The sequence below is a fragment of the Stenotrophomonas sp. 93052_Sma genome (assembly GCF_056481145.1).
In genome coordinates this window covers 2421453-2442545 of sequence record NZ_CM151134.1, presented here as the reverse complement: position 1 = coordinate 2442545, position 21093 = coordinate 2421453, and the positions used below count along the sequence as shown (strand labels likewise).

The following is a 21093-nucleotide window of genomic DNA, read 5'->3' as shown; positions in this document are numbered from 1 at the left end:
CCCGCCATGCTCGAACGCCTCATTGGGCTGTCCATCCGCCATCGCTGGCTGACGCTAGTGCTCACCGCTGCGCTGGTTGCGCTGGGCGTGTGGAGCTACCGTCACCTTTCCATTGACGCCACACCCGACATCACCAACGTCCAGGTCCAGATCAACACCCAGGCCCCGGGTTACTCGCCGCTGGAGGCCGAACAACGGGTTACCTTTGCCATCGAAACGGCCATGGCCGGTCTGCCCAAGCTGGACTACAGCCGCTCGCTGTCGCGCTACGGGCTTTCGCAGGTCACCGTCGTCTTCAAGGACGGCACCGACCTGTACTTTGCCCGCCAGCAGGTCGCCGAGCGCCTGCAGCAGATCGCCTCCCAGCTTCCCGAAGGGTTGGACCCGGAAATGGGGCCGATCTCCACCGGGTTGGGCGAGATCTTCATGTACACCGTGGAGGCCGAGCCCAACGCTCGCAAGCCCGACGGCACCCCGTACACGGCCACGGACCTGCGCACCCTGCAGGACTGGGTGATCCGGCCGCAGCTGCGCACCACGCCCGGCGTCACCGAGGTCAACACCATCGGCGGCTTCGAGCGGCAGATCCACATCACTCCCGATCCAGCTCAGTTGGTGGCGCTGGGCTTCACGTTGAACGACGTGGTCGCCGCGGTCATGCGCAACAACCAGAACATCGGCGCCGGCTACATCGAGCGCAACGGACAGCAGTTCCTGGTGCGCGTGCCGGGCCAGCTAGCCAATCTGGAGGCAATCGGCAACATCGTGCTGGACCGGCGCGATGGCGTGCCCATTCGGGTGCGCGACGTCGCTAGCGTGGGCGAAGGCAAGGAGCTGCGCACGGGCGCGGCCACCCAGAATGGCCACGAGGTCGTGGTCGGTACCGCCTTCATGTTGTTCGGCGCCAACAGCCGGGAAGTCTCCCAGGCGGCCGCGGCCAAGCTGGATGCCGCCAACGCCAGCCTGCCTGCCGGCGTCCATGCCAAGGCCGTCTATGACCGCACCGCGCTGGTGGATCGCACCATCGGCACGGTGTCCAAGAACCTGATCGAGGGCGCGCTGCTGGTGGTGGTGGTGCTGTTCCTGCTGCTGGGCAATGTGCGCGCCTCGTTGATCACCGCGGCGGTGATCCCGTTGGCGATGCTGTTCACCATCATCGGCATGGTGCGTGGCGGCGTGTCGGGCAACCTGATGAGCCTGGGCGCGCTGGACTTCGGCCTGATCGTGGACGGGGCGGTGATCATCATCGAGAACTGTCTGCGCCGGTTCGGCGAGGCGCAGCACGCGCTGGGCCGCCAGCTCAACGATGAAGAGCGCTATGACCTGACCGCCTCGGCCACCGCCGAGGTGATCCGTCCCAGCCTGTTTGGCCTGGGCATCATCGCCGCGGTCTACCTGCCGATCTTCGCGCTGTCCGGGGTAGAAGGAAAAATGTTCCACCCGATGGCGATCACGGTGGTGCTGGCCCTGACCGGCGCCATGGTGTTGTCGCTGACCTTCGTGCCGGCGGCGATCGCCAGCTTCCTGCGCGGCCGTGTGGCTGAGCACGACAACCGCCTGATGCGCTGGTCGCGTGCCCGTTATACGCCGCTGCTGGATTGGGCCCTGCGTCGGCGCGTGGTGGTGCTGGCCGGCGCGGCCGTGCTGGTGGTGGGCTGTGGCGTGCTGGCCACCCGCTTGGGTTCGGAGTTCGTGCCGAGCCTGGATGAGGGCGACATCACCTTGCAGCCCATGCGTATTCCCGGCACCAGCTTGGAGCAGTCGGTGGCCATGCAGGAAACGCTGGAGAAGCGCCTGGCCCAGTTCCCGGAGGTGGCCAACATCTTCTCAAAGATCGGCACCGCCGAGGTGGCCACCGATCCTATGCCGCCGTCGATGGCCGACACCTTCCTGATGCTCAAGCCCCGCGACCAGTGGCCCGACCCGCGCAAGCCCAAGGCCGAGCTGGTGGAAGAGCTGGAGGCGGCGGCCAAGGAAATCCCGGGCAGCAACTACGAGTTCACCCAGCCCATCCAGATGCGCACCAACGAGTTGATCTCCGGCGTCCGTTCGGACGTGGCGGTCAAGGTCTACGGCGACAACCTTGACCAGTTGACGCGCCTGGCCAGCCGGGTCGAGCGAGTCATGCGTAGCGTCCCCGGCGCCGAAGACGTCAAGGCCGAGCAGGTCTCCGGCCTGCCGCTGCTGACCATCACGCCAGATCCGGCGGCATTGGCACGGTATGGCCTGAACCCGGGCGATGTGCAGGAAACGGTGGCCACCGCCATTGGGGGCAGTGTTGCCGGCCAGTTGATCGAGGGCGACCGCCGCTTCGACCTGGTCGTGCGCCTGCCCGAAGCGCAGCGCCAAGACCCCGCTGTGCTGGCAGATCTGCCCATTCCGCTGCCGGCAAGCACCAGTGTCGATGAGTCCAGCCGTCTGGCCGCCGGCGCCAATGGGGGGCCTCGCACGGTGCCGCTGCGGGAAGTGGCGAAGATCCAGGTAGAGCGCGGGCCCAATCAGATCAACCGCGAGAACGGCAAGCGCCGCGTGGTGATCACCGCCAACGTGCGCGAGCGCGATCTGGGCGGGTTCGTCGGCGAGTTGCGCACACGCATCGGCCAGGATGTCGCGCTTCCAGAGGGCTACTGGATCGATTACGGCGGCACCTTCGAGCAGCTGATCTCGGCCACCCAACGCCTGGGCGTGGTCGTTCCGGTGACACTGGCGTTGATCTTCGCTCTGCTATTCATGGCCTTCGGCTCGGCCAAGGATGCGGCCATTGTGTTCAGTGGCGTGCCGCTGGCGCTGACCGGCGGTGTGCTGGCACTGGCTCTGCGCGGGATTCCGTTGTCGATCTCTGCCGGCGTGGGCTTCATCGCGCTGTCGGGCGTGGCCGTACTCAACGGGCTGGTCATGATCGCCTTCATCCGCCGTCTGCGCGAACAGGGCGATCCGCTAGACGACGCTGTGCGCGACGGCGCCCTTGGACGCCTGCGACCGGTGTTGATGACCGCCCTAGTAGCCTCGCTGGGCTTCCTACCCATGGCCTTGAATGTCGGTGCTGGCTCGGAAGTGCAGCGGCCGCTGGCCACTGTCGTCATCGGCGGCATCGTCTCATCCACCGCATTGACCTTGTTGGTGCTGCCGGTGCTCTATCGTTGGCTGCATCGCGACCGAGCTCCCCGCGCCGGTAGCACTGCTTTGGAGTCCCCATGAACGAGCTCAACCTGGAACAGGTCCGTGCGGCGATGTTTACCGACCCGGGCGTGAAAGCGGTGGACGACCTGCGCCTGGTCGCCGGTGAGCATGGCCGTGCGATCGCGGCCACCATCACGGTCGCGGCGCCCTCGGTCGACCTGGACCTGGTGCATGCTGTGATTGCCCAGGTCCTGGCCGATCAATTCGGCATCGATCAGATCATGCTGTGTTTCAACGACCCGGGCCCGGTACCGCCGCCGCCCACCGCGGCGCCGTTAAAGAAGATGTGATCGCAGCCCCTGGCTCTATGCGTCTGCGCTGGCAGGCGCATAGAGCTGATGACCCGGCAACGCGCACGCGCCGGCATACACAAAGGCCACGCTTTGCCGCGCCCGGGTGAAGGCCACGTAGTATTTCGGCGGCGCGGTGATACGCGCTGCATCGGCCGTGCGCAGGTACTGCGTCAACGGCCCGTTCGGAAAGATGAGGACCCGACTGTAGGTGCGGCCCTTGCACTGCCCAAAGTTCACCGCCGGCAGTCCGTCGCACGCCTGCCGCCGGTCATGCCGGAGCACGGTGGGGGCGAACTCCTGCATGTACGCGGCCACATCCCCTGGAGCGACGAGGTAGATGCCATCGTGTCCGGTGACCTCGCCATTGCCTGATTGGGTCCGCGGCATCTGCGGATAGAGCGTGTCAGCCATATCGCACAGGGCCTGGACGCAGCGCAGACTGGTGAGGCGGTGATCCAGCCGGCATAAGCCGTCGGCCTCCCAAATCTGAAACAGCGCTGCCAGATTCGGACCACGGTATTGGCTGTACCTTTGCGCATAGTTGGTGGCATACGTGGCTTGGCGCGTATCGCCTACCAACGTGATGGCAATCTCGCTCTTCAACAGCCGTTCGACCAGATCCAGATCAAAGCCGGCCAGATCCTGGACTTCGTCGATGTAGAGCTCGTCGTACATCGCCGCCAATCGCGCCACGACCTGGCCTTGGGTCAGCTCATCGCAGCGCACAGCGAAATCGGCCGCTCGGTCCGAATACATCCGGTTGCCCGCCAGGTAGTGGCGCGCCACCTGGGTGCGTGGGGCGCGGTTGTTGGTGACACCTTCTACGAACAGGATGGTCTCGATGCGAGGCTCAGGGCAAAGCGCAGCCTGGTACGGGCGAATGCACTGGCGCAGCAGAAAGCCATACCAGCTGTGCAAGGTGACATGCGCGGGGACCGCGCCTGCGTGGGCCTCAAACGAGCGCCGGATCTCTTCCAGGTTTTCCAGCGTGTAGGTGACAATCGCGATGCGGCGCCCAGGTCGCTCCAAGGCCTGCCGGACCAGCAACGTGGTCTTGCCCGAGCCGGCTGCCGAGAGCAGGACCCGGTTAGGTGATGGCACGCTGGACATAGTCCGGGAACCTGATCGAGTGCGGGCTATTGAAAATCGCCAAGGCCGTATCGGTCTTATGGCCCTTCATGTACTTGAGCAGCGCCACCTCATCGGCAAAGGCCTTGCCCAGCACGGTATTGAGTTCGGCCAGCGAGTTGGCTTTGATCAGCTGCTCTTCCAGCGAAGGGGCGCTCTCGTCGGAATCGTAATAGATCGCGTTGATGTGCTCGGCATAGCGCTCTTGCACAACTGCGATATCACCGTCGTTGTCGGTGATCACCTTGGCCTGAATCCTCAGTCGATCGGCAATCTGCAAGAAGCGTTTGAATGCCAACGACTTGACCGAAATGATGTCTACGCCGTGAGCCATCGGCGCCACGCCGTGATGGTCACTGTAGGCACGCTGCACGATCAGTTCGTCGGAAGGGCCTTCCACCAGGATCGCCTGCTTGGCCAGGATCAACCGCAGCGTGTCGTGGCCCGGCAGCTTCATGAAATAGTCGTGGGTATCGCTGGGCAGCTGGTCCAGCTTCATCTGGCCTTGCGCGCTGAACAGGATCACGTTGTCCACGCCCAGCTTGTTCAACACGAAGCTGCTGTGGGTGGCGATGATCACCTGCTGGGCGGTGGAGAGGGCCGCAATCTTGTCGATCAGCTGGGTCATGCTGGAATAGGACAGATGGTTCTCCGGCTCCTCGATCAGCAGCACGTGAGCCGCGCCGGCCGCGTGCATCGCCAGCTTCATCTTCACCGCGCTTTGCTCGCCCTTGCCGGCCTGGGTGAACGGGAGCTCATCCAGGTAGGGTGACAGGCTGGTTTCCCACGTTGAGCGCGGCGATGTGTCCACGCCTACCGTCAATGCCCTGTGGCTGATGTCCCCGGTGTGCTCGGTCAAGTAGGCATTGATCGCTGCCACATCCGCTTCTTCGGAAAAGCTCTGCCGCATGCGGCGGAAGCTCAGCGACAGCGAGACGCGCTGCGCAGGCGTCAGTGCCTGCTCGATGATGCCGGCGATATAGCGATCGGCACCGGACAAGGTCTTGATGCCGTGCGTGTCGATGATGGTCGAGTCGAACGGAATACTACGGGCGGTGACGCCATTGTTGGCGAAGGAGTACCAGCGCACCGTGTAGTACTCCACCGGCAGGCTGACCGCGCCCTGGTGCTGCTGCAGGTAGGCGTTGAACTCCTCGCGGTAGTCGTCGTTGAGCTCGACCAGCAGCCGGATGCCGGCGGTATCCAGACGCAGGGAGTTGTTGGTGCCGCGTAACGACGCCAGCGCGGCGTCGGCGCCCAGATAGGCTTCGATGGAGATCCGTGGCGGCGAGGCCGGCGTGCCCGTGGCAAGCGCTCCCAAGTACTCCTGCACCGTGGGCTGGTGGAACAGGTAGCGCGTGAGCTCGTAGGCAAGATTGCGCCCATGCAGCTGGCCGGTGACCACCGCGTGGATGGCCTCCAGCAGGGTGGATTTACCGACCTCGTTGTCGCCCACCACCAGGTTCATGTGGGCATTGAGGGGCAGGTCCAGATGGCGAAACGACTTGAAGTTGTCGATGACGATACGTTCGATCGGCATGCACAGTCCTTTGATGGCCAACGGGCTCGGTGGCGGAGCCTGCCTGCACCCTGGCTGGCCTCCTTTCCGCTCTGGGCCATACTACCCAGCGATCGCCGGCCCTGGGCGGTTTCGTACTGCTTGGGACGCCGGGAAGGGTCAGAATCCGCCTTACGCGGGATAATTCAATATTATCCCGTATAACTATTTTCGCCGACGAGCGGTCGTCTACCTGCTTTAATAGTATGTAATTACATGGTATGTAATACATTACGAAATAAAGTGGGGTGGCACGATGGCGCGCAGGACTCTATAAGAGTGACGTCCAGAAGGCGCGCGACGCGCTGCTGGCCCAAGGCAAGAAGCCGTCAGTCGACGCGGTGCGAGTGGCCTTGGGCAACACGGGCTCCAAGACCACGATCCACCGCTACTTGCGTGAACTGGAAGGAGAGGAAGGCGGCGGTCCGGCGAGGACGGTAGCCGTTAGTGATGCTTTGCAGGACTTGGTTGCGCGCTTGGCCTCGCGGCTCCAGGAGGAAGCAGAGGCCATCCTCACCCAGGAGCGTGAGCGCCATCAGGCTGAGCTCCACAGTCGGCAACAGGCGCTTTCCGGTGCCCAAGAGGAGGCTGCCGCCTTGAGCAGTCGGCTGCAGCGCACCGAAGCAAGCCTGCACCAAGAGCAAGCTGCTCACGCCCTCCTTCAACAGAATCTAGGTGACAGGATCGCGGAAATCGCCCAGTTGAACGAGCGCATCGCTGGCATGACGGTGCGGCTGGCTGATCATGAGGCGCATACGCGTTCTCTGGAGGACAAGCATGCCCATGCCCGGGAAGCGCTTGAGCACTACCGCACTTCAACCAAAGAGCAGCGTGAGCAAGAGCTTCGCCGTCACGAGCATCAGGTCCAAGAGCTGCAAGTAGCCTTACGTCAGGCCAATGAAGCCTTGGGCGCGAAGAATCAGGAGCTGTTGGTGCTGAACCGCGACAATGGTCAATGGCTGGAGCGCCACGGGCGGATTGAGCGTGAGCTTGCCCAGCTACGACAGGCCCACGAAGGCCAACACAGCGAGGTCGTGGCGTTGCGCCAGACCGCGACGGACTATTTGGCACTGCAGGAGCGCTGGAAGACTGACGCCAAGACCTTGGATACCATGCGCAACGAGCTAGCTCAAGTTCAAGACACCCTTGCGCGGGAGCGTGAGCGCCGCGAGAGCGCTGAAGCCGATGCGTTGCGTGCCAATGCACGTCTTGAAGCGCTAGAGCCTCTCTACTGAATCAACTGACGCCAGCACAAAATGCGGTGAAGAAAACTCGGCGCGGCCATGCGCAAGATGGGGGAGCCGACTGACGAGGCTGCTCGTTTGTCTGCTAGCGGCTGGGGTGGCGCTCACCTGTCCAGTACGCCCATTCCATAGGGACGACCCAATCTACAAACAGTTTGGCTACTGAGGACTCCGGTGCCAAATGATAGGGCTTGAACATGCCTTGCTCGGGCGAACTGGTCATCAGGTAGCGCAGGCGCTTCTGGACCTCCTGAAAGATGGCTTCCCGCACATGGGCGCTGTCGTGCACGCCAAGACGCATCGCCACCGAGGCACCTTGGCGTACCGCCGCCCAGCAGCAGTAACGCTACCGCGCGATCGGCAAGCCCCGCGGTCCGGATTGAAAGACGAACCCCACATCACGTGCCCAGCCTGGGTCGAAGTGATGTTTGAGCAATTGCTGCTCCAGAAACTGCTCGGTCTCCCAGAGTGCAAGTTCATCCCACAGCTCCAGTTTCGCGTCCGCCAAGTCTACATCGTGTGCCATATCGTCGAGTTGGTCTTCCAGCACCGGGAGCAGGTGCCTGCGCTCGTGGGTAGACCAGGCGAAAGCCCATTGCAGATCTTCGATGGGCGTGACCTCGGCATCGGGGCGGATCTGCCATCGATCCGCTGGCCAGGGAACTTGGATCAAGGCCAAGTCTCGCAGCGTGTCCAGCACCAGCAAGGTGGAGCGGCGTGTGGGCGCCACCGGTAGGCGTCGTAGCTGCGCGGCTAACAGTGCGGCTAGGAAAAGGGTGCCACGAAGGCCCAACTCCTCGATGCTGGCGACCCCAGATGGCGTCATTGACGAGGTTCCGGGCATGCGGTTTCCGGGGATGAGGGAGCGGCGTGGCTCCTGGGGGGGGGGGGGGCGGCGCTACCGGTGTCGCCGGTTGCCTCAAAGCTAAGAATATCTTAGTATGCAAGGCAGGGTACATCCGCCATCCTTATGGGGTCTCCATGGGGTGCGCGCGTGACTTTGTCCGTCGACTCAACACCGACCTTCGCTCGACGCCTCAAACAAGCCCGCCTGCACACGGGTTTGTCGCAGAAGGAGTTGGGCATCCGGGCCGGTCTGGATCCTCACGTGGCCAGCCCCCGAATCAACCAGTACGAGCGTGGCAAGCACGAGCCCATGCTGGAGATTGCTGAGCGGTTGGCCCAAGCGTTGGGGATCCCCGCCGCCTTCCTTTACACCGACGATGATCTGCTGGCCAAGTTGCTCCTGCGCTGGGGCTCGCTAAGCAAGCAGCAGAAGCGCGAGTTGGTGAAGCTGATCGAGGCCACGCCCGAGAAGTAAACCGAACAAGCGCTCGCCCTATGGGCAACTCTTCGCCTCAACCCGCCCTTTGGGCGCTTCTGGAGGGAGCTGCAGTGTCCGCGGCTAGTGCGACTGACAAGTCGCGACATCTCAGGCTTACTTGAGATTTTGTTCACGACCGATACACACGCGCCTTGTCTAAAGTGATATACCATGTCGCCCGTGTCAGCCTCCTCACTTCTACTGCGACTGTTCCTGATCGCCATGCTCGTGCTTAACGGCGCGTGGTCGGCGTTTGCGTCCGTCAGTATGAACCCGGTCATGGAAGAGCAGGCCAGCGAAGTGGCTGCCGCGGTGCAAGTCGACGAAGACTGCTTCGCCCATCACAGTGCTGAGCATCATCCCGATGCCACATCGATTGAAAAGGCTGGCACTGGGCATGGCGACCATGCCGGTCCCGACTGTTGCAAGTCTTCTGCGTGCCGGTGCGCCTGCGTACACGCTTGCGCGAGCGCACTTCCTGCGCGCCTGCATGTTTCGGTGCAACTGGCCTTGGGCCTGGATGTCATGCCGCTGCCCCTAGGGCATGCGGCACCTGCCTTGCCTCATCTGATCCGACCACCGATCGGCTAAGCGTCCCTAGGCGCCGCAATGGCGCCGTTGGTGTGGCTTGCATGCCTGTTTAGGCCAGCCGCCCGCTCTGTACCACCGCCCGCCGGTGGCAACACGACGCTTGGAGCATTTTCATGTCGCATGATGATTTTCGTGGTCCACGCGGTGGACCGCTGCTGCCTTCGCGGCGGCGATTTGTCCAAGGCTTGGCCTTGGGAGGCGCAGTCGCAGGATTAGGTTTCTGGCCCAAAGCCAGTTGGGCGCTCAAGGGGCCGGGACAACCCAACGTACTATCGGGCACTGAGTTTGACCTGACCATTGGCGAGACGCCGATGAACTTCACCGGCAAGACCCGCACCGCGATCACGGTCAACGGGTCCGTTCCGGCGCCGTTGCTGCGGTGGCGGGAAGGCACCACGGTCAACTTGCGCGTCTCCAATGCATTGCCCGCTAACTCCATCCATGGCGCGGACACCTCCATCCATTGGCACGGCATCATTTTGCCGGCCAACATGGACGGCGTGCCGGGTCTGAGCTTTGACGGTATCGGACGTGGTGAGACCTACCACTACCGGTTCACCCTGCATCAGGGCGGAACCTACTGGTACCACAGCCACTCAGGGTTCCAGGAACAAGCCGGGCTCTATGGCCCGATCGTCATCGACCCATTGGAGCCGGAGCCCTTCAGTTTCGATCGCGACTACGTCGTGATGCTGAGCGATTGGACAGACCTGGACCCGACGGCCCTGTTCGATCGTTTGAAGAAGATGCCGGGCCATGACAATTACTACAAGCGCACGGTCGGCGATTTTGCGCGCGATGTGAAGCGCAACGGCCTGTCGGCCACGTTGGAAGATCGCAAGATGTGGGGCGTGATGCGGATGACGCCCACGGACCTGTCCGACGTCAACGCCAACACCTACACCTACCTGATGAACGGCACGACCTCACTGGGCAACTGGACCGGTTTGTTCCGCAGTGGCGAGAAGGTGCGCCTGCGTTTCATCAATGGCTCTGCCATGACGTACTTCGATGTGCGTATTCCGGGGCTGAAGATGACCGTGGTGGCGGCAGATGGCTTGTATGTCCATCCGGTTTCCGTCGACGAGTTCCGCATCGCGGTAGCAGAAACCTTCGATGTGATCGTGGAGCCCTCCGGGCAGGACGCATTCACCATCTTTGCCCAAGACTCCGGTCGCACCGGCTACATCAGCGGCACGCTCGCTGTGCGCGAAGGATTACGCGCGCCCGTTCCGTCTGTGGATCCCCGGCCGCTGCTGACGATGGCAGACATGGGCATGGATCATGGGTCGATGGATATGTCTGGCGGCAGCAAGGGCATGGAAGGCGGCTGTGGTGCGGCCATGGGCATGCCTGGCATGACCCCACCTGTCAGCGGTAACGCGACCTCGGCCCATGCAGGCCATGCGATGCCCGCCGCCGGCGATGGTGCCATGGCAGGCATGCAGCACGGGGGCATGCAATCACACCCTGCTAGCGAGACCAACAATCCCCTGTTGGACAACCAAGCCATGAGCGTGAGTTCGCGCTTGGATGATCCGGGCAATGGCCTGCGCGATAACGGCCGTCATGTGCTGACGTATTCCATGCTCAAGAGCACCTTTGAAGACCCTGACGGACGCGACCCCGGTCGCGAGATCGAGCTGCATCTGACCGGACACATGGAGAAATTCTCCTGGGGCTTCAACGGTCAGAAGTTTTCCGATGTCGAGCCGCTGCGGCTGAACTACGGCGAGCGTATGCGCATCGTATTGGTTAACGACACGATGATGACCCATCCCATCCATTTGCACGGCATGTGGAGTGACGTGGAGGACGACAACGGCAACTTCATGGTGCGCAAGCACACGGTGGATATGCCGCCAGGTAGCCGACGCACGTATCGCGTGCGTGCCGATGCGTTGGGCAGCTGGGCGTTCCATTGCCACCTGCTTTATCACATGGAAGCCGGAATGATGCGCACGGTGAGGGTCGACGAATGAACATCAATAGACGCGATACCACCCTGACTGCGCTGACGGCTATCTCGCTGGCCCTGGCCAATGCGGCCAGCGCCCAATCTATGCAGCACGGCTCCATGCAGATGGAGCAGGGCGCGCAGACCCAGACTCAGGATCACTCTGCACATCAGGCGCCGACATCAAAACCTGCGCCAGCCCAAAAGCCTGCAACACCGGCCAAGACGAGCGAAGCGACGATCGATCATGCGGCGATGGGCCACGCCGAGCCGCAGGCTAACGCAGCCGAGCCTGCCATGCAGGGCATGGACCATTCGCAGATGGGGCACGGCTCGCCCGCGAGCACACCTGCGGCGCCCACAGCGCAGGCGCAGTCGATGCAGGGCATGGATCACAGTCAGATGGCACAGCCCGCTGCAGCCGACACCTCCGGCACGGCCACGCCTGCGATGCAGGGGATGGACCATTCGCAGATGGGCCATGATTCGCCCGCGCCCGCTACACCAGAAGCGGGAATGCAATCGATGGAGGGCATGGACCACAGTCAGATGGGACACGGGCCTGCAGCGCCAACGCAGCCGCGCACCCCGATTCCCGCGGTGACGGACGCGGATCGCAAGGCGGCCATCGCGCCGGAACACGCGCATCCGGTGCATGACAACTCGATCAAGAGCTACGTGCTGCTCAATCGCCTGGAAACCTGGGATGCCGATCCGGGCACCGGGCTGGGCTGGGAGGGCCAGGGCTGGATCGGTACGGACCTCAATCGCGTCTGGCTCCGCAGTGAAGGCGAACGCACGGATGGTCAGACCGAGTCGGCTGATCTGGAAGTGCTTTACGGCCGCAGTATCTCCACGTGGTGGGATGTGGTGGCCGGTGTGCGTCATGACTTCAAGCCTGGGGCATCGCAGAACTTCGCCGCTATCGGTGTACAGGGCTTGGCGCCGATGAAGTTCGAAGTGTCCGCCACAGCCTATCTCGGCGAAGGGGGCCAGACTGCCGCCAATGTCGAGGCCGAGTACGAGTTGCTGCTAACCAACCGGCTGATCTTGCAGCCGCTGGTGGAAGTCACCGCCTATGGCAAGAACGATCCATTGCGCGGGATAGGTTCGGGTCTGAGTGCCGCTGAGGCGGGGCTACGACTTCGCTATGAGTTCACCCGAAAGTTCGCTCCCTACATCGGCGTGGTGTACGAGCGCGCGTTTGGCAATACCGCAGACATGCGACGCGAGCATGGCGAGTCCTTTGAAGACACGCGCTTGGTCATCGGCCTTCGTACCTGGTTCTAAGGGGAACTGACAATGAAATCCAACAAAAAGATGTGGGTATGGCTCGGTGCCGGCGTGGCATTGGTTGCGGTGGTCGCAACCGCCACGGTCTCTCTGGGCGTGTACAACGTGGCCGCCGACGATCCGCATAGTCGCCCGGTGTATGCGCTACTTGAAACGGCGCGCGAGCGTTCCATTGAGGTGCGCGCCGCCAAGCTTCAGCTACCCACGAACCTTGATGATCCTGAGCGTATCCGCCAGGGTGCGGGCAACTACAACGCCATGTGCGTGACCTGCCATCTTTCACCAGACGCGGCGGCCACCGAGATGAGCAAGGGCCTGTACCCCGACAGCCGGTCGCTCCAGCTGAGGCGTTCTGGGTGATCAAGCACGGCATCAAGGCCAGCGGCATGCCCGCTTGGGGCGGCAGCATGGACGATGAGTTCATATGGAACATGTCGGCCTTCCTGCAGAAGTTGCCCACGCTGGACGCGACTGCGTACAAGGAACTTGTCGACAGCAGCGAGGGCCATTCGCATGGCGGCGGCGAGACGCAAGGCCACCATGACGACGAAAAGGCCGAGGATCACCCTGCCTTATTCGAGCCGGGCAACAACTCCATGCCGCATGCGCACCCGCCGGGCGTGGACGACGATCACCACGGCCCGACACCCAGCGACACGGAAGTCGGGTTGGTGAGCCACGGCCATCCCGACGGCAAGGTGGAGTCGCACCCTGCACCACACACGCCCGTGGCCGATGACGGCCATGCGCACACCCATTGATCTCCTTGGAGCCCACGCAATGAACGCAACAGCAATCTCGTTCACCCTCGCACTGGCACTGGCCGTCGTGTCCCCCGCAATGGCGCAGGCGACACAGCCGCACGCACATCACCCCGCTGCCGCGGCATCTGCGGACGTCGACGTCCCAGTCACTGCAGAGGCCGCGGTCGCCGTAGCGGAGCGTTTCAACAGGGCCCTGTCTAGCGGCGATCTGGCCACGGTCGAAGCCCTGCTCGCTGCCGACGTTCTCATCCTCGAGTCCGGGGGCGCCGAACGCAGCCGCGAGGAATACATGGGCCATCACGCAGTCAGCGATGCGGCGTTCCTCAAGGGCGCCCATCGCCAGCTGCTCCGTCAGCGCGCACGAGCCGCTGGCGAGTTCGCGTGGGTCGGAACCGAAAGCGAGTTGCATGCCCAGAAGGACGGCCAGCCACTGACCGTCCAGAGCGCCGAGACGATGGTGCTGAAGGAGACCGCGGACGGCTGGCGGATCGTCCACATCCACTGGTCCTCGCGGACCAAGCGCTGAGTCGAGAGATTGAAATGACTACGCTCACATTGCACCGTCTGACTTTTGTGGTCCTTGCCGTGGCTGGTCTGGGTGCTTGCACCCAGGATGCTTCATCCGCGCAACCCACAACCTCGCCCTCCGCACAGGTTGTCGTCCAATCAGCCGACGCGACTCCAGCAGCCCTGCCACGCATGACCGTCCACAAGACCCCGACCTGCGGGTGCTGCGGTGTCTGGATCGACCACGTGCAGAAGGCGGGATTCACCGTGGATGTGCACGACATGGATGACCTGGGTCTGGTCAAGGAGCGGTTGGGTGTCCCCTATGCAAAGGGCTCCTGCCACACGGCCGAGATCGGCGGATACGTCATCGAAGGCCACGTTCCGGCCGCGGACATCAAGCGTCTCCTCGAAGAAAAGCCGAACGCACGCGGCCTGGTCCTCCCAGGGATGCCGCTTGGTTCTCCGGGCATGGAGGTCCCGGAGGGACGCCAGCAGCCGTTCACGGTCGAGCTGATCCATCGCGACGGAACCACTGAACCGTTCGCACAGCACTGATCCGTCGCAGCAACAGGGGACGGTGTTGCGGGCGCGCCGATTCTCGCCCGCGAGGAAGAAGGAGAACTACATGACTCACCATTCCGCAGCACACCGGCCCCAGGCCATGAACGAGTGCATCGACAACTGCACGCAATGCCATGCGATCTGCCTGGAGACCATCAACTACTGCCTGACCAAAGGAGGTGTTCACGCGGCCCCGGAGCACATCGCCCTGTTGGCGACGTGTGCCGATACCTGCGCAACCAGTGCCGACGCGATGCTGCGCGGTGCCAGCGTTCACGACGTGGTTTGCGGTGCCTGCGCGGAGATCTGCCGCCAGTGCGCCGATGCATGCGACGCCATGAACGACCCTGAGATGACGCGCTGCGCCGAAGTTTGTCGCCGCTGCGCGGAAAGCTGCAGCGCCATGGCAGCGTAATGCGTCGAGGATCCCGCCTGAGCCGGTGGGATCCTCGTCTCGCGAAAGCGGAAGTATCAAGAAAATCCGACAAATCGTGGTTTCAGTGACAGTCCGACATCTAACGCTTGTCGCATCGAACACAGCGCGGCCCCTCCCGAACGGGCTTTGCATCACATTCCAATGAGGATTTATCCATATGAAGTCGTCCAACGTCATTCGCTCCTTCGCGCTCGTCCTCGCAATCGCGGCCGGGCAGTTTTCGCTGCAGGTCGCGCACGCCCACGCCGCGCTGCAGCAGTCCACACCGGCGGCAAATGCGGTGGTGGCCTCGCCAGGCCAGATCGATCTCGTGTTCAACGAGACATTGATTCCGCGGGCGTCGCGTCTCAAGTTGCTCATGAAGCACGGCAGTTCCACCATGCCGATCGAGAATTTCACGACCGAGATCGTCAACAACGGCAAGACCCTGCGTGCCAAGTTGCCTGGACCGCTGGCTCCGGGCGTCTATACCGTGGAATACCGCGCCGTCGGTGGTGACAACCACCCCATGCCGGGCAGCTTCAGCTTCACAGTGCGCTGAGGAGTCGCGAATGTTCGACCTGTCGGCTTATGCACTGAGATTCTTGGAATACCTTGTCATCATGGTTCTTTTCGGGGTTCCACTCTTCGGTTGGTACGGGTCGCGTCGATCGGCACTCGCCGACGCCTTGGCCGGGTGGTCACTCATGGGCGTTCTATTGGCGGGTGCCGTAGCCGGTCTCGTGCTCACCGGGCTCGATGTCGTCTTCAAGACCGCGGGCATCATGGGAATGCCGCTTGCCGAGGTTGATCGCGCATCGCTTGGCTGGTATCTGCTCGAGACGTCCGCGGGCCGGGCAGCCATGGCGAGAGGCGCGCTGCTGGTCGCCCTGATGTTCGTGCTCGGATGGCATCGTCGCCGCGGGAAGGTGGAGACCGCCTTCCCGCTGGGGGCGATGCTGGCGGGCGGCGCACTCGCTTCGCTGGCATGGAACGGCCACGCCGCCGCTGGCGAGGGCTTGGCAGGCGCGGTCCGGCTTGCTGCAGGCATCGTCCATCTTCTCGCGGCAGGCGGCTGGATCGCAGCGGTCCTGATGTTCCTTGCCATGCTGCTGCGCGGCAAAGAGACGAACGGCAGCGGGCGTCTGCGATCAACGCATGACTTTCTGCATGGTTTTTCGACGCTGGGAACGATCTTCGTTGGTGCGCTCATCGTGTCCGGCATCGCGCACTACGGGGATCTCACCGCGTGGTCGTTTTCGGCCCTGTTCCAGAGCACCTACGGGAAGTTGCTGCTTTTCAAACTGGCCCTGTTCGCTGGAATGCTGGGTTTGGGAGCGCTGCACCGATGGACGCTGGTGCCGCGCTTGGAACGAGCGCTGACCAGCGGAGATCCCGCGCAGGAGGTGCGGGCTTTGCGGCAGAGTGTTACGGCTGAGGCCGCGCTGGCCATCTTGATCCTGATTGTTGTTTCAGTGCTCGGGACGCTCAGCCCCGAATAGCTGTGTAACCCGCAATGGCACACTGCCTTGGCAGTCCATCCCCACTAAAGCGAGCATCGGCATGAACTCACCGTCGTCCCATGACCATCACCATTCTGCAGGCGCAGCCCCTGTCGAGGCTGCGGATGGACGGGTCATCACCAATCCCGTCCGCTATACGGACGATGCTCCCCAGCAAGTTGAAGTGACCGCCCCAGCAGCGGTGGCCCAACCCAGCGGTACCCACGCCACGGTCTACACCTGCCCGATGCATCCGCAGATTCGTCAGCCAGGTCCCGGCACCTGTCCGATCTGCGGCATGGCGCTGGAGCCGGAGATGCCCTCGCTGGAGGAGGACGACAATCCAGAGTTACGCGATTTCACCCGAAGGTTCTGGTGGACGTTGCCTTTGACGTTGATCGTCCTGGTCTTGGCCATGCTGGGACACCGTCTGCCCGGCTTGTCCACGCAGGCGCGCACCTGGATTGAGCTCGTGCTGAGCGCCCCGGTGGTGCTCTGGGCGGGGTGGCCTTTCTTTGAGCGCTGCCTACAGTCCATCGGCAATCGCAGCCCCAACATGTGGACGCTGATCGGCATCGGCGTGGCCGCCGCGTTTGGCTACAGCGTGGTGGCCACCGTGGCACCGGACCTGTTTCCGGACTCTTTCCGCGAGCATGGACGGGTAGGGGTCTACTTCGAGGCGGCAGCGGTCATCGTCTCGCTCACCCTGCTCGGACAGCTGCTGGAACTGCGGGCGCGTTCCAAAACCTCGGCGGCCATCAAGTCCCTGCTGGGATTGGCGCCCAAGACGGCTCGCCGCGTCAAACCCGATGGGGGCGAAGAGGACGTTGCGCTGGATCACGTGCACGTGGGTGATCTGCTTCGCGTACGACCGGGCGAGAAGGTGCCGGTCGATGGGGAAGTCATCGAAGGCCGCGCCAGTGTCGATGAGTCGATGCTGACCGGTGAACCCATTCCGGTGGAGAAGGCTGTCGGTGATCACGTTATAGGCGCCACGCTCAACGGGACGGGCGCCTTAGTCATCCGGGCGGACAAAGTCGGATCCGGGACGGTACTGGCGCAGATTGTGCAGTTGGTAGCCCAAGCCCAGCGCTCCCGCGCGCCGATGCAGCGTATGGCGGACAAGGTGGCGTACTGGTTTGTCCTGGCCGTGCTGGCCACGGCGGTGCTCACGTTCTTCGGATGGGGTCTGTTTGGACCCGAACCGTCCTGGACCTTTGCCGTCCTCAATGCCGTATCGGTTCTGATCATTGCTTGCCCGTGTGCCTTGGGTTTGGCTACCCCCATGTCGATCATGGTCGCCACTGGCCGCGCTGCGCAGGTCGGGGTCCTGTTCCGCGATGCTCAGGCGATCGAGCAGCTACGTCTGATCGACACGTTGATCGTGGACAAGACCGGTACGTTGACCGAGGGGCGTCCAGCCTTTCGCGACACGCTCTCCAACGCCGGCTTCGACGCCGATCAGATCCTTTGTTTGGCCGGCAGCTTGGAGCAGGGCAGTGAGCACCCCTTGGCCGAGGCCATCGTGGCTGAAGCCCAGCGACGTGGCTTGAACCTGGTGGCCGCCCAAGATTTTGATTCGCTCACCGGCCAAGGCGTCCGCGGGCGCGTGTCCGATCAGGATGTCGTGCTCGGCAACCAAAGCCTGATGGCGTCGGTTGGCGCCGATGTAGCACCTTTGCAAAGCAGCGCCGAGCGTCTTCGGAAAGAAGGCGCTAGCGTGATGTTCCTGGCGGTCAATGGTCGGTTGGCCGGCGCCATTGCGGTGGCTGATCCCATCAAAGCCACGACCTTGCCTGCCTTGAACCTGCTACGTGCCGATGGCCTGCACGTGGTGATGGCCTCCGGTGACGCACAGGCGACGGCCGAGGCCGTGGGGCGCACGCTGGGCATCGAGGATGTGCGTGGTGGCGTCAAGCCGCAGGACAAGGCCGACCTGGTCCAGCAACTCAAAGCCCAGGGTCGTCGCGTGGCCATGGCTGGCGATGGCATCAACGATGCGCCGGCCCTGGCGGCAGCCGATGTGGGCATCGCGATGGGGACGGGCACGGATGTGGCCATGTCCAGCGCCCAGCTCACCCTGGTCAAGGGTGATTTGAGGCGCATCGTGCAAGCCCGTGCCATCTCGTCTTTGACGGTGGCCAATATGAAGCAGAACCTGGGCTTCGCCTTCGTCTACAACGCCATCGGCGTGCCTATCGCCGCCGGCTTGCTGTATCCCAGCTTCGGCCTTTTGCTCAGTCCGATGATGGCGGCCCTGGCCATGAGCCTGAGCTCGGTTTCGGTGGTCACCAATGCCCTGCGTTTGTCCGGCTCCACCGTTGTTGCCACCCCCCACCCTGACCGCGCCGATGAGCCTGCGCGCGGCCATTCCTGTCACTGATGGCTCATATCCCACAAGGAGTACTGCAATGAAGCGTTATGCCTCCCTCTCGATGATGGCCTTGTTCCTGATGGCGGGCGCGGCCTTCGCCGGCGGCCAGACCACCACGCCCACCACCGACCACGGTCAGCACAAGCCGGCGGCGGCCGATGCCGATTTCACCAAGCTCGATGCCAACAAGGACGGCTCGCTGTCCAAGGAAGAACTGGCCAAGCACAAGCTGGCGCCGCACTTTGGCATGCTCGATAGCAACAAAGATGGCAAGCTGAGCCCGCAGGAATTCGCTGCCGGCAAGGGTATGTAAGTGTTCTCAGCCCGGGAGCTGTTCCAACAGTTCCCGGGTTCTTCCGCCGTTCTGCCATTCCCACGGAGATTGTTATGTCCTCTTCGCACGGTACGCACGAAAACGCGCAAGACCCGCAGTCCCAGCACGCAAAACCGCACGCCTCACACCAACCTGCCCACCAGGCACAACAAGGGCATCAAGGCCATTACGGCCGCCTGTTGTTGATGATGGGCCTGTCTTTCGTGGCCATGTACGCATTGATGTACGCAATGGTCGATCAGTGGGCTAACGTCTATAACAACGTGAACCAGTTCTACATGGCGGGCCTGATGGCCGCTCCCATGCTGCTGATCGAGCTGTGGCTAATGTCCAGCATGTACCCCGATCGCCGACGCAATCTGATTCTGGCTGGTCTGACGGTGGCGTTCATGCTGTTCTGCTGGTGGGGCATTCGCACTCAAGCAGCGGTCACTGACAAGCAGTTCATCCGTTCGATGATTCCCCACCACGCTGGCGCCATCCTGATGTGTGAGGAGAATCGTCTGAAGGATCCTGAGTTGGTGAAGCTCTGCCAGGACATTATTACCTCGCAGACACAGGAGATCGCGCAAATGAAGCAGTTGCTGGCTGAGCGTTCCCGTTAGCTCACTGCCTTTTGCCAGCCGATATCACTTCACTGAGCCTGCGCACTGACCATTCGGTGGATCAAACGCGCGGCCACACGTGCGGTGGCTTGATCCGGATCCAGGGGCGGACACAGTTCCGCCACGTCGACCACACGTACCTTGCCCGAGGCCATGACCAGATCCAGCAGGGCTTCCAGGACCTCCAGACTCACCCCGCGTGGGTTGGGGGCGCTCACGCCCGGGGCCACCACCATTGAGTACGCCGGCAAGATCACCAGCGGCTTGGGTAGCTACACCCAGTGGCGTGGCTTGGGCTCACTGCGTATGGGCAAGAACCGTTGGACCGGCGTCTATTCGGCGCAGTACATCGGCAGCGCGGACGACATCATCGCCGTGCCCGACACGATCGGCTCGCATGTGTCCAGCGTGGTGTACCACAGCCTGCAACTGAGCTACGGCATCAAGAAGAAATGGGATAACTCCGCCGGCGTTGAAAAAGTGCTCGATAAGAAGGCGCCGTTCGTGAAGAACAACCCCAACACCGACACCGACACCATGACGTACGACTTGCTGGGTCGTCGCTGGAATGTCCGCTTTGGTTACCACTGGTAAGCCACGATCACGAGGAGCTACACATCATGAGAAACACGCAACTATCCGCCACACTACTGCTGTTCGCTGTGGCCGGCAGTGCCGGTGCGCACGACCTGTTTGTCGCTTTCTCCAAGCCTGGCACCGCAGCGGGCGAGGCGAACACCGCCTTGGTGAACAACGGCACCTTCGATGAAAGTGCTGGCGCAGTCACCCGAGCGCGTCTACAGGACGTTTCGCTGAGCCAGGACGGTGCCAAGGCCGCCCCGGACCTGGCCAGTTGGAAAGAGATCGGCAAGCAAAGCCAACTCACCGTCCATCCGGCGGGCGAGGGCACCTATCTGCTGGGTGTCTCGACGATGGCTTCCACCAGCACACGTACGGCCAGCGAGTTGGGCAAGTACCTGGAGCTGGAAGACTTGCCCGATACGCTGGCCACCTATGACGCAAGCAAGTTCCCCAAAGGGGTCACCTATAGCTATACCAAGCATGCCCGTGCCATTGGACAGGTGGGCACGAAACTGACCGACGACTTCGCTGCCTCGCTGGGCTATCCGTTGGAGATCCGCTTGACCCGCAATCCTGGAAGCGTGAAGGTCGGCGATCAGCTGTCGTTCCAAGTGCTGCAGCAGGGCACGCCAGTGCCCAACCTACGCGTGTACGTCGGTCATCGTGCTGATGCACCGGTCAAGGGCGGGCACGGTAGCGCTACGCTCCTGCGCACCGATGCCCAAGGCCAAGCCAGTTTCCAGGTGACCACCGCCAAGACCTGGTACATCCACACCAATCACATGGTGCCCTCTACACAAAAGGCTTTGGATTTTGTGTCGGATCGGGCGTCGCTGAGCTTTGAGATTTCCCCGCACGCCGGGCACTGACAAGTAGGC

At 62.9% G+C, this 21093-nt stretch carries 24 protein-coding genes; 19 read left to right on the top strand and 5 right to left on the bottom strand.

Annotated elements, in window-relative coordinates; translation table 11 throughout:
* Positions 1-6: 6 nt before the first annotated feature.
* Both ACZK2V_RS11455 and ACZK2V_RS11450 read left to right on the top strand, forming a co-directional pair.
* Complete coding sequence (locus ACZK2V_RS11455; protein ID WP_019184736.1) at positions 7-3198, top strand: efflux RND transporter permease subunit; 3192 nt, start codon at positions 7-9, stop codon at positions 3196-3198.
* Entirely contained in the window at positions 3195-3470 is a 276-nt protein-coding gene (locus ACZK2V_RS11450; RefSeq protein ID WP_019184735.1) for a hypothetical protein, read from the top strand. The genes ACZK2V_RS11455 and ACZK2V_RS11450 overlap by 4 nt, the downstream gene beginning before the upstream one ends.
* A gap of 15 nt (positions 3471-3485) precedes the next feature.
* Here the strand turns inward: ACZK2V_RS11450 and ACZK2V_RS11445 are convergent, their stop codons facing one another.
* Both ACZK2V_RS11445 and ACZK2V_RS11440 read right to left on the bottom strand, forming a co-directional pair.
* On the bottom strand, positions 3486-4583 hold the full coding sequence (locus tag ACZK2V_RS11445) for a UvrD-helicase domain-containing protein (RefSeq protein ID WP_012480224.1): 1098 nt from the start codon (positions 4581-4583) through the stop codon (positions 3486-3488).
* Positions 4561-6141: an ATP-dependent nuclease gene (locus ACZK2V_RS11440; RefSeq protein ID WP_012480223.1), complete on the bottom strand. Its 1581-nt coding sequence runs from the start codon at positions 6139-6141 to the stop codon at positions 4561-4563. Before ACZK2V_RS11440 ends, ACZK2V_RS11445 begins: the two co-directional genes overlap by 23 nt.
* 266 nt (positions 6142-6407) lie before the next feature.
* On the opposite strand from ACZK2V_RS11440, the gene ACZK2V_RS11435 reads away from it, so the two are divergent.
* Positions 6408-7394: a DNA-binding protein gene (locus ACZK2V_RS11435; RefSeq protein ID WP_486323286.1), complete on the top strand. Its 987-nt coding sequence runs from the start codon at positions 6408-6410 to the stop codon at positions 7392-7394.
* A 94-nt stretch (positions 7395-7488) separates the two neighbouring features.
* Here the strand turns inward: ACZK2V_RS11435 and ACZK2V_RS11430 are convergent, their stop codons facing one another.
* Together ACZK2V_RS11430 and ACZK2V_RS11425 are read right to left on the bottom strand one after the other, a co-directional pair.
* Positions 7489-7710 carry a hypothetical protein gene (locus tag ACZK2V_RS11430; RefSeq protein WP_012480221.1) on the bottom strand — a complete coding sequence of 74 codons (222 nt, stop codon included), beginning with the start codon at positions 7708-7710 and terminating at the stop codon, positions 7489-7491.
* Positions 7711-7749: 39 nt separating this feature from the next.
* Positions 7750-8247 (bottom strand): hypothetical protein, encoded by a 498-nt coding sequence (locus ACZK2V_RS11425; protein ID WP_254657487.1) that lies wholly within the window; start codon positions 8245-8247, stop codon positions 7750-7752.
* 126 nt (positions 8248-8373) lie between these two features.
* On the opposite strand from ACZK2V_RS11425, the gene ACZK2V_RS11420 reads away from it, so the two are divergent.
* From ACZK2V_RS11420 to ACZK2V_RS11355, 14 genes are all read left to right on the top strand, one after another.
* Complete coding sequence (locus tag ACZK2V_RS11420; RefSeq protein WP_043033515.1) at positions 8374-8724, top strand: helix-turn-helix domain-containing protein; 351 nt, start codon at positions 8374-8376, stop codon at positions 8722-8724.
* Between the two features lie 174 nt (positions 8725-8898).
* Complete coding sequence (gene copL, locus ACZK2V_RS11415) at positions 8899-9318, top strand: transcriptional regulator CopL (RefSeq protein WP_012480218.1); 420 nt, start codon at positions 8899-8901, stop codon at positions 9316-9318.
* A gap of 113 nt (positions 9319-9431) precedes the next feature.
* A complete protein-coding gene (locus ACZK2V_RS11410; protein ID WP_012480217.1) occupies positions 9432-11300 on the top strand; it encodes a copper resistance system multicopper oxidase in 1869 nt (622 codons plus the stop codon).
* A complete protein-coding gene (locus ACZK2V_RS11405) occupies positions 11297-12565 on the top strand; it encodes a copper-binding protein CopB (protein WP_005413421.1) in 1269 nt (422 codons plus the stop codon). Before ACZK2V_RS11410 ends, ACZK2V_RS11405 begins: the two co-directional genes overlap by 4 nt.
* Positions 12566-12577: 12 nt before the next feature.
* Entirely contained in the window at positions 12578-12928 is a 351-nt protein-coding gene (locus ACZK2V_RS11400) for a hypothetical protein (RefSeq protein ID WP_254657486.1), read from the top strand.
* Complete coding sequence (locus ACZK2V_RS11395) at positions 12925-13329, top strand: c-type cytochrome (protein WP_254657485.1); 405 nt, start codon at positions 12925-12927, stop codon at positions 13327-13329. Before ACZK2V_RS11400 ends, ACZK2V_RS11395 begins: the two co-directional genes overlap by 4 nt.
* 19 nt (positions 13330-13348) lie before the next feature.
* Positions 13349-13858: a nuclear transport factor 2 family protein gene (locus ACZK2V_RS11390; RefSeq protein WP_012480215.1), complete on the top strand. Its 510-nt coding sequence runs from the start codon at positions 13349-13351 to the stop codon at positions 13856-13858.
* Positions 13859-13872: 14 nt separating this feature from the next.
* On the top strand, positions 13873-14397 hold the full coding sequence (locus tag ACZK2V_RS11385) for a DUF411 domain-containing protein (protein ID WP_012480214.1): 525 nt from the start codon (positions 13873-13875) through the stop codon (positions 14395-14397).
* A gap of 70 nt (positions 14398-14467) precedes the next feature.
* Positions 14468-14818 (top strand): four-helix bundle copper-binding protein, encoded by a 351-nt coding sequence (locus tag ACZK2V_RS11380; RefSeq protein ID WP_012480213.1) that lies wholly within the window; start codon positions 14468-14470, stop codon positions 14816-14818.
* 178 nt (positions 14819-14996) lie between these two features.
* Positions 14997-15380 carry a copper homeostasis periplasmic binding protein CopC gene (gene copC, locus ACZK2V_RS11375; protein ID WP_005413416.1) on the top strand — a complete coding sequence of 128 codons (384 nt, stop codon included), beginning with the start codon at positions 14997-14999 and terminating at the stop codon, positions 15378-15380.
* A 10-nt stretch (positions 15381-15390) separates the two neighbouring features.
* Positions 15391-16320 carry a copper homeostasis membrane protein CopD gene (gene copD, locus ACZK2V_RS11370; RefSeq protein WP_017354978.1) on the top strand — a complete coding sequence of 310 codons (930 nt, stop codon included), beginning with the start codon at positions 15391-15393 and terminating at the stop codon, positions 16318-16320.
* Positions 16321-16567: 247 nt separating this feature from the next.
* Positions 16568-18703: a copper-transporting P-type ATPase gene (locus tag ACZK2V_RS11365; RefSeq protein WP_024957401.1), complete on the top strand. Its 2136-nt coding sequence runs from the start codon at positions 16568-16570 to the stop codon at positions 18701-18703.
* Positions 18704-18731: 28 nt separating this feature from the next.
* Complete coding sequence (locus tag ACZK2V_RS11360) at positions 18732-19007, top strand: hypothetical protein (protein ID WP_005413412.1); 276 nt, start codon at positions 18732-18734, stop codon at positions 19005-19007.
* Between the two features lie 74 nt (positions 19008-19081).
* Positions 19082-19633 (top strand): DUF305 domain-containing protein, encoded by a 552-nt coding sequence (locus ACZK2V_RS11355; protein WP_005995733.1) that lies wholly within the window; start codon positions 19082-19084, stop codon positions 19631-19633.
* A 29-nt stretch (positions 19634-19662) separates the two neighbouring features.
* Here the strand turns inward: ACZK2V_RS11355 and ACZK2V_RS11350 are convergent, their stop codons facing one another.
* A complete protein-coding gene (locus ACZK2V_RS11350) occupies positions 19663-19869 on the bottom strand; it encodes an arginase family protein (protein ID WP_005413410.1) in 207 nt (68 codons plus the stop codon).
* Here ACZK2V_RS11350 and ACZK2V_RS11345 point away from each other — a divergent pair.
* Positions 19787-20227, top strand: coding sequence for a TonB-dependent receptor (locus tag ACZK2V_RS11345; RefSeq protein ID WP_486323285.1), 441 nt, complete (start codon positions 19787-19789; stop codon positions 20225-20227). The two genes, ACZK2V_RS11350 and ACZK2V_RS11345, sit on opposite strands and share 83 nt — an antisense overlap.
* A gap of 26 nt (positions 20228-20253) precedes the next feature.
* Positions 20254-21084: a DUF4198 domain-containing protein gene (locus tag ACZK2V_RS11340; protein WP_012480210.1), complete on the top strand. Its 831-nt coding sequence runs from the start codon at positions 20254-20256 to the stop codon at positions 21082-21084.
* Positions 21085-21093: the final 9 nt, after the last annotated feature.

What these genes read in the sequence shown, in the direction of transcription:
- copL (WP_012480218.1), top strand. Translation starts at nt 8,899, where the DNA reads ATGTCGCCCGTGTCAGCCTCCTCACTTCTACTGCGACTGTTCCTGATC.
- ACZK2V_RS11360 (WP_005413412.1), top strand. Translation starts at nt 18,732, where the DNA reads ATGAAGCGTTATGCCTCCCTCTCGATGATGGCCTTGTTCCTGATGGCG.
- ACZK2V_RS11390 (WP_012480215.1), top strand. Translation starts at nt 13,349, where the DNA reads ATGAACGCAACAGCAATCTCGTTCACCCTCGCACTGGCACTGGCCGTC.
- ACZK2V_RS11400 (WP_254657486.1), top strand. Translation starts at nt 12,578, where the DNA reads ATGAAATCCAACAAAAAGATGTGGGTATGGCTCGGTGCCGGCGTGGCA.
- ACZK2V_RS11405 (WP_005413421.1), top strand. Translation starts at nt 11,297, where the DNA reads ATGAACATCAATAGACGCGATACCACCCTGACTGCGCTGACGGCTATC.
- ACZK2V_RS11380 (WP_012480213.1), top strand. Translation starts at nt 14,468, where the DNA reads ATGACTCACCATTCCGCAGCACACCGGCCCCAGGCCATGAACGAGTGC.
- ACZK2V_RS11425 (WP_254657487.1), bottom strand. Translation starts at nt 8,247, where the DNA reads ATGCCCGGAACCTCGTCAATGACGCCATCTGGGGTCGCCAGCATCGAG.
- ACZK2V_RS11365 (WP_024957401.1), top strand. Translation starts at nt 16,568, where the DNA reads ATGCATCCGCAGATTCGTCAGCCAGGTCCCGGCACCTGTCCGATCTGC.
- ACZK2V_RS11340 (WP_012480210.1), top strand. Translation starts at nt 20,254, where the DNA reads ATGAGAAACACGCAACTATCCGCCACACTACTGCTGTTCGCTGTGGCC.
- ACZK2V_RS11345 (WP_486323285.1), top strand. Translation starts at nt 19,787, where the DNA reads ATGACCAGATCCAGCAGGGCTTCCAGGACCTCCAGACTCACCCCGCGT.
- copC (WP_005413416.1), top strand. Translation starts at nt 14,997, where the DNA reads ATGAAGTCGTCCAACGTCATTCGCTCCTTCGCGCTCGTCCTCGCAATC.
- ACZK2V_RS11420 (WP_043033515.1), top strand. Translation starts at nt 8,374, where the DNA reads ATGGGGTCTCCATGGGGTGCGCGCGTGACTTTGTCCGTCGACTCAACA.
- ACZK2V_RS11355 (WP_005995733.1), top strand. Translation starts at nt 19,082, where the DNA reads ATGTCCTCTTCGCACGGTACGCACGAAAACGCGCAAGACCCGCAGTCC.
- ACZK2V_RS11440 (WP_012480223.1), bottom strand. Translation starts at nt 6,141, where the DNA reads ATGCCGATCGAACGTATCGTCATCGACAACTTCAAGTCGTTTCGCCAT.
- ACZK2V_RS11350 (WP_005413410.1), bottom strand. Translation starts at nt 19,869, where the DNA reads ATGGTGGTGGCCCCGGGCGTGAGCGCCCCCAACCCACGCGGGGTGAGT.
- copD (WP_017354978.1), top strand. Translation starts at nt 15,391, where the DNA reads ATGTTCGACCTGTCGGCTTATGCACTGAGATTCTTGGAATACCTTGTC.
- ACZK2V_RS11410 (WP_012480217.1), top strand. Translation starts at nt 9,432, where the DNA reads ATGTCGCATGATGATTTTCGTGGTCCACGCGGTGGACCGCTGCTGCCT.
- ACZK2V_RS11455 (WP_019184736.1), top strand. Translation starts at nt 7, where the DNA reads ATGCTCGAACGCCTCATTGGGCTGTCCATCCGCCATCGCTGGCTGACG.
- ACZK2V_RS11450 (WP_019184735.1), top strand. Translation starts at nt 3,195, where the DNA reads ATGAACGAGCTCAACCTGGAACAGGTCCGTGCGGCGATGTTTACCGAC.
- ACZK2V_RS11385 (WP_012480214.1), top strand. Translation starts at nt 13,873, where the DNA reads ATGACTACGCTCACATTGCACCGTCTGACTTTTGTGGTCCTTGCCGTG.
- ACZK2V_RS11445 (WP_012480224.1), bottom strand. Translation starts at nt 4,583, where the DNA reads ATGTCCAGCGTGCCATCACCTAACCGGGTCCTGCTCTCGGCAGCCGGC.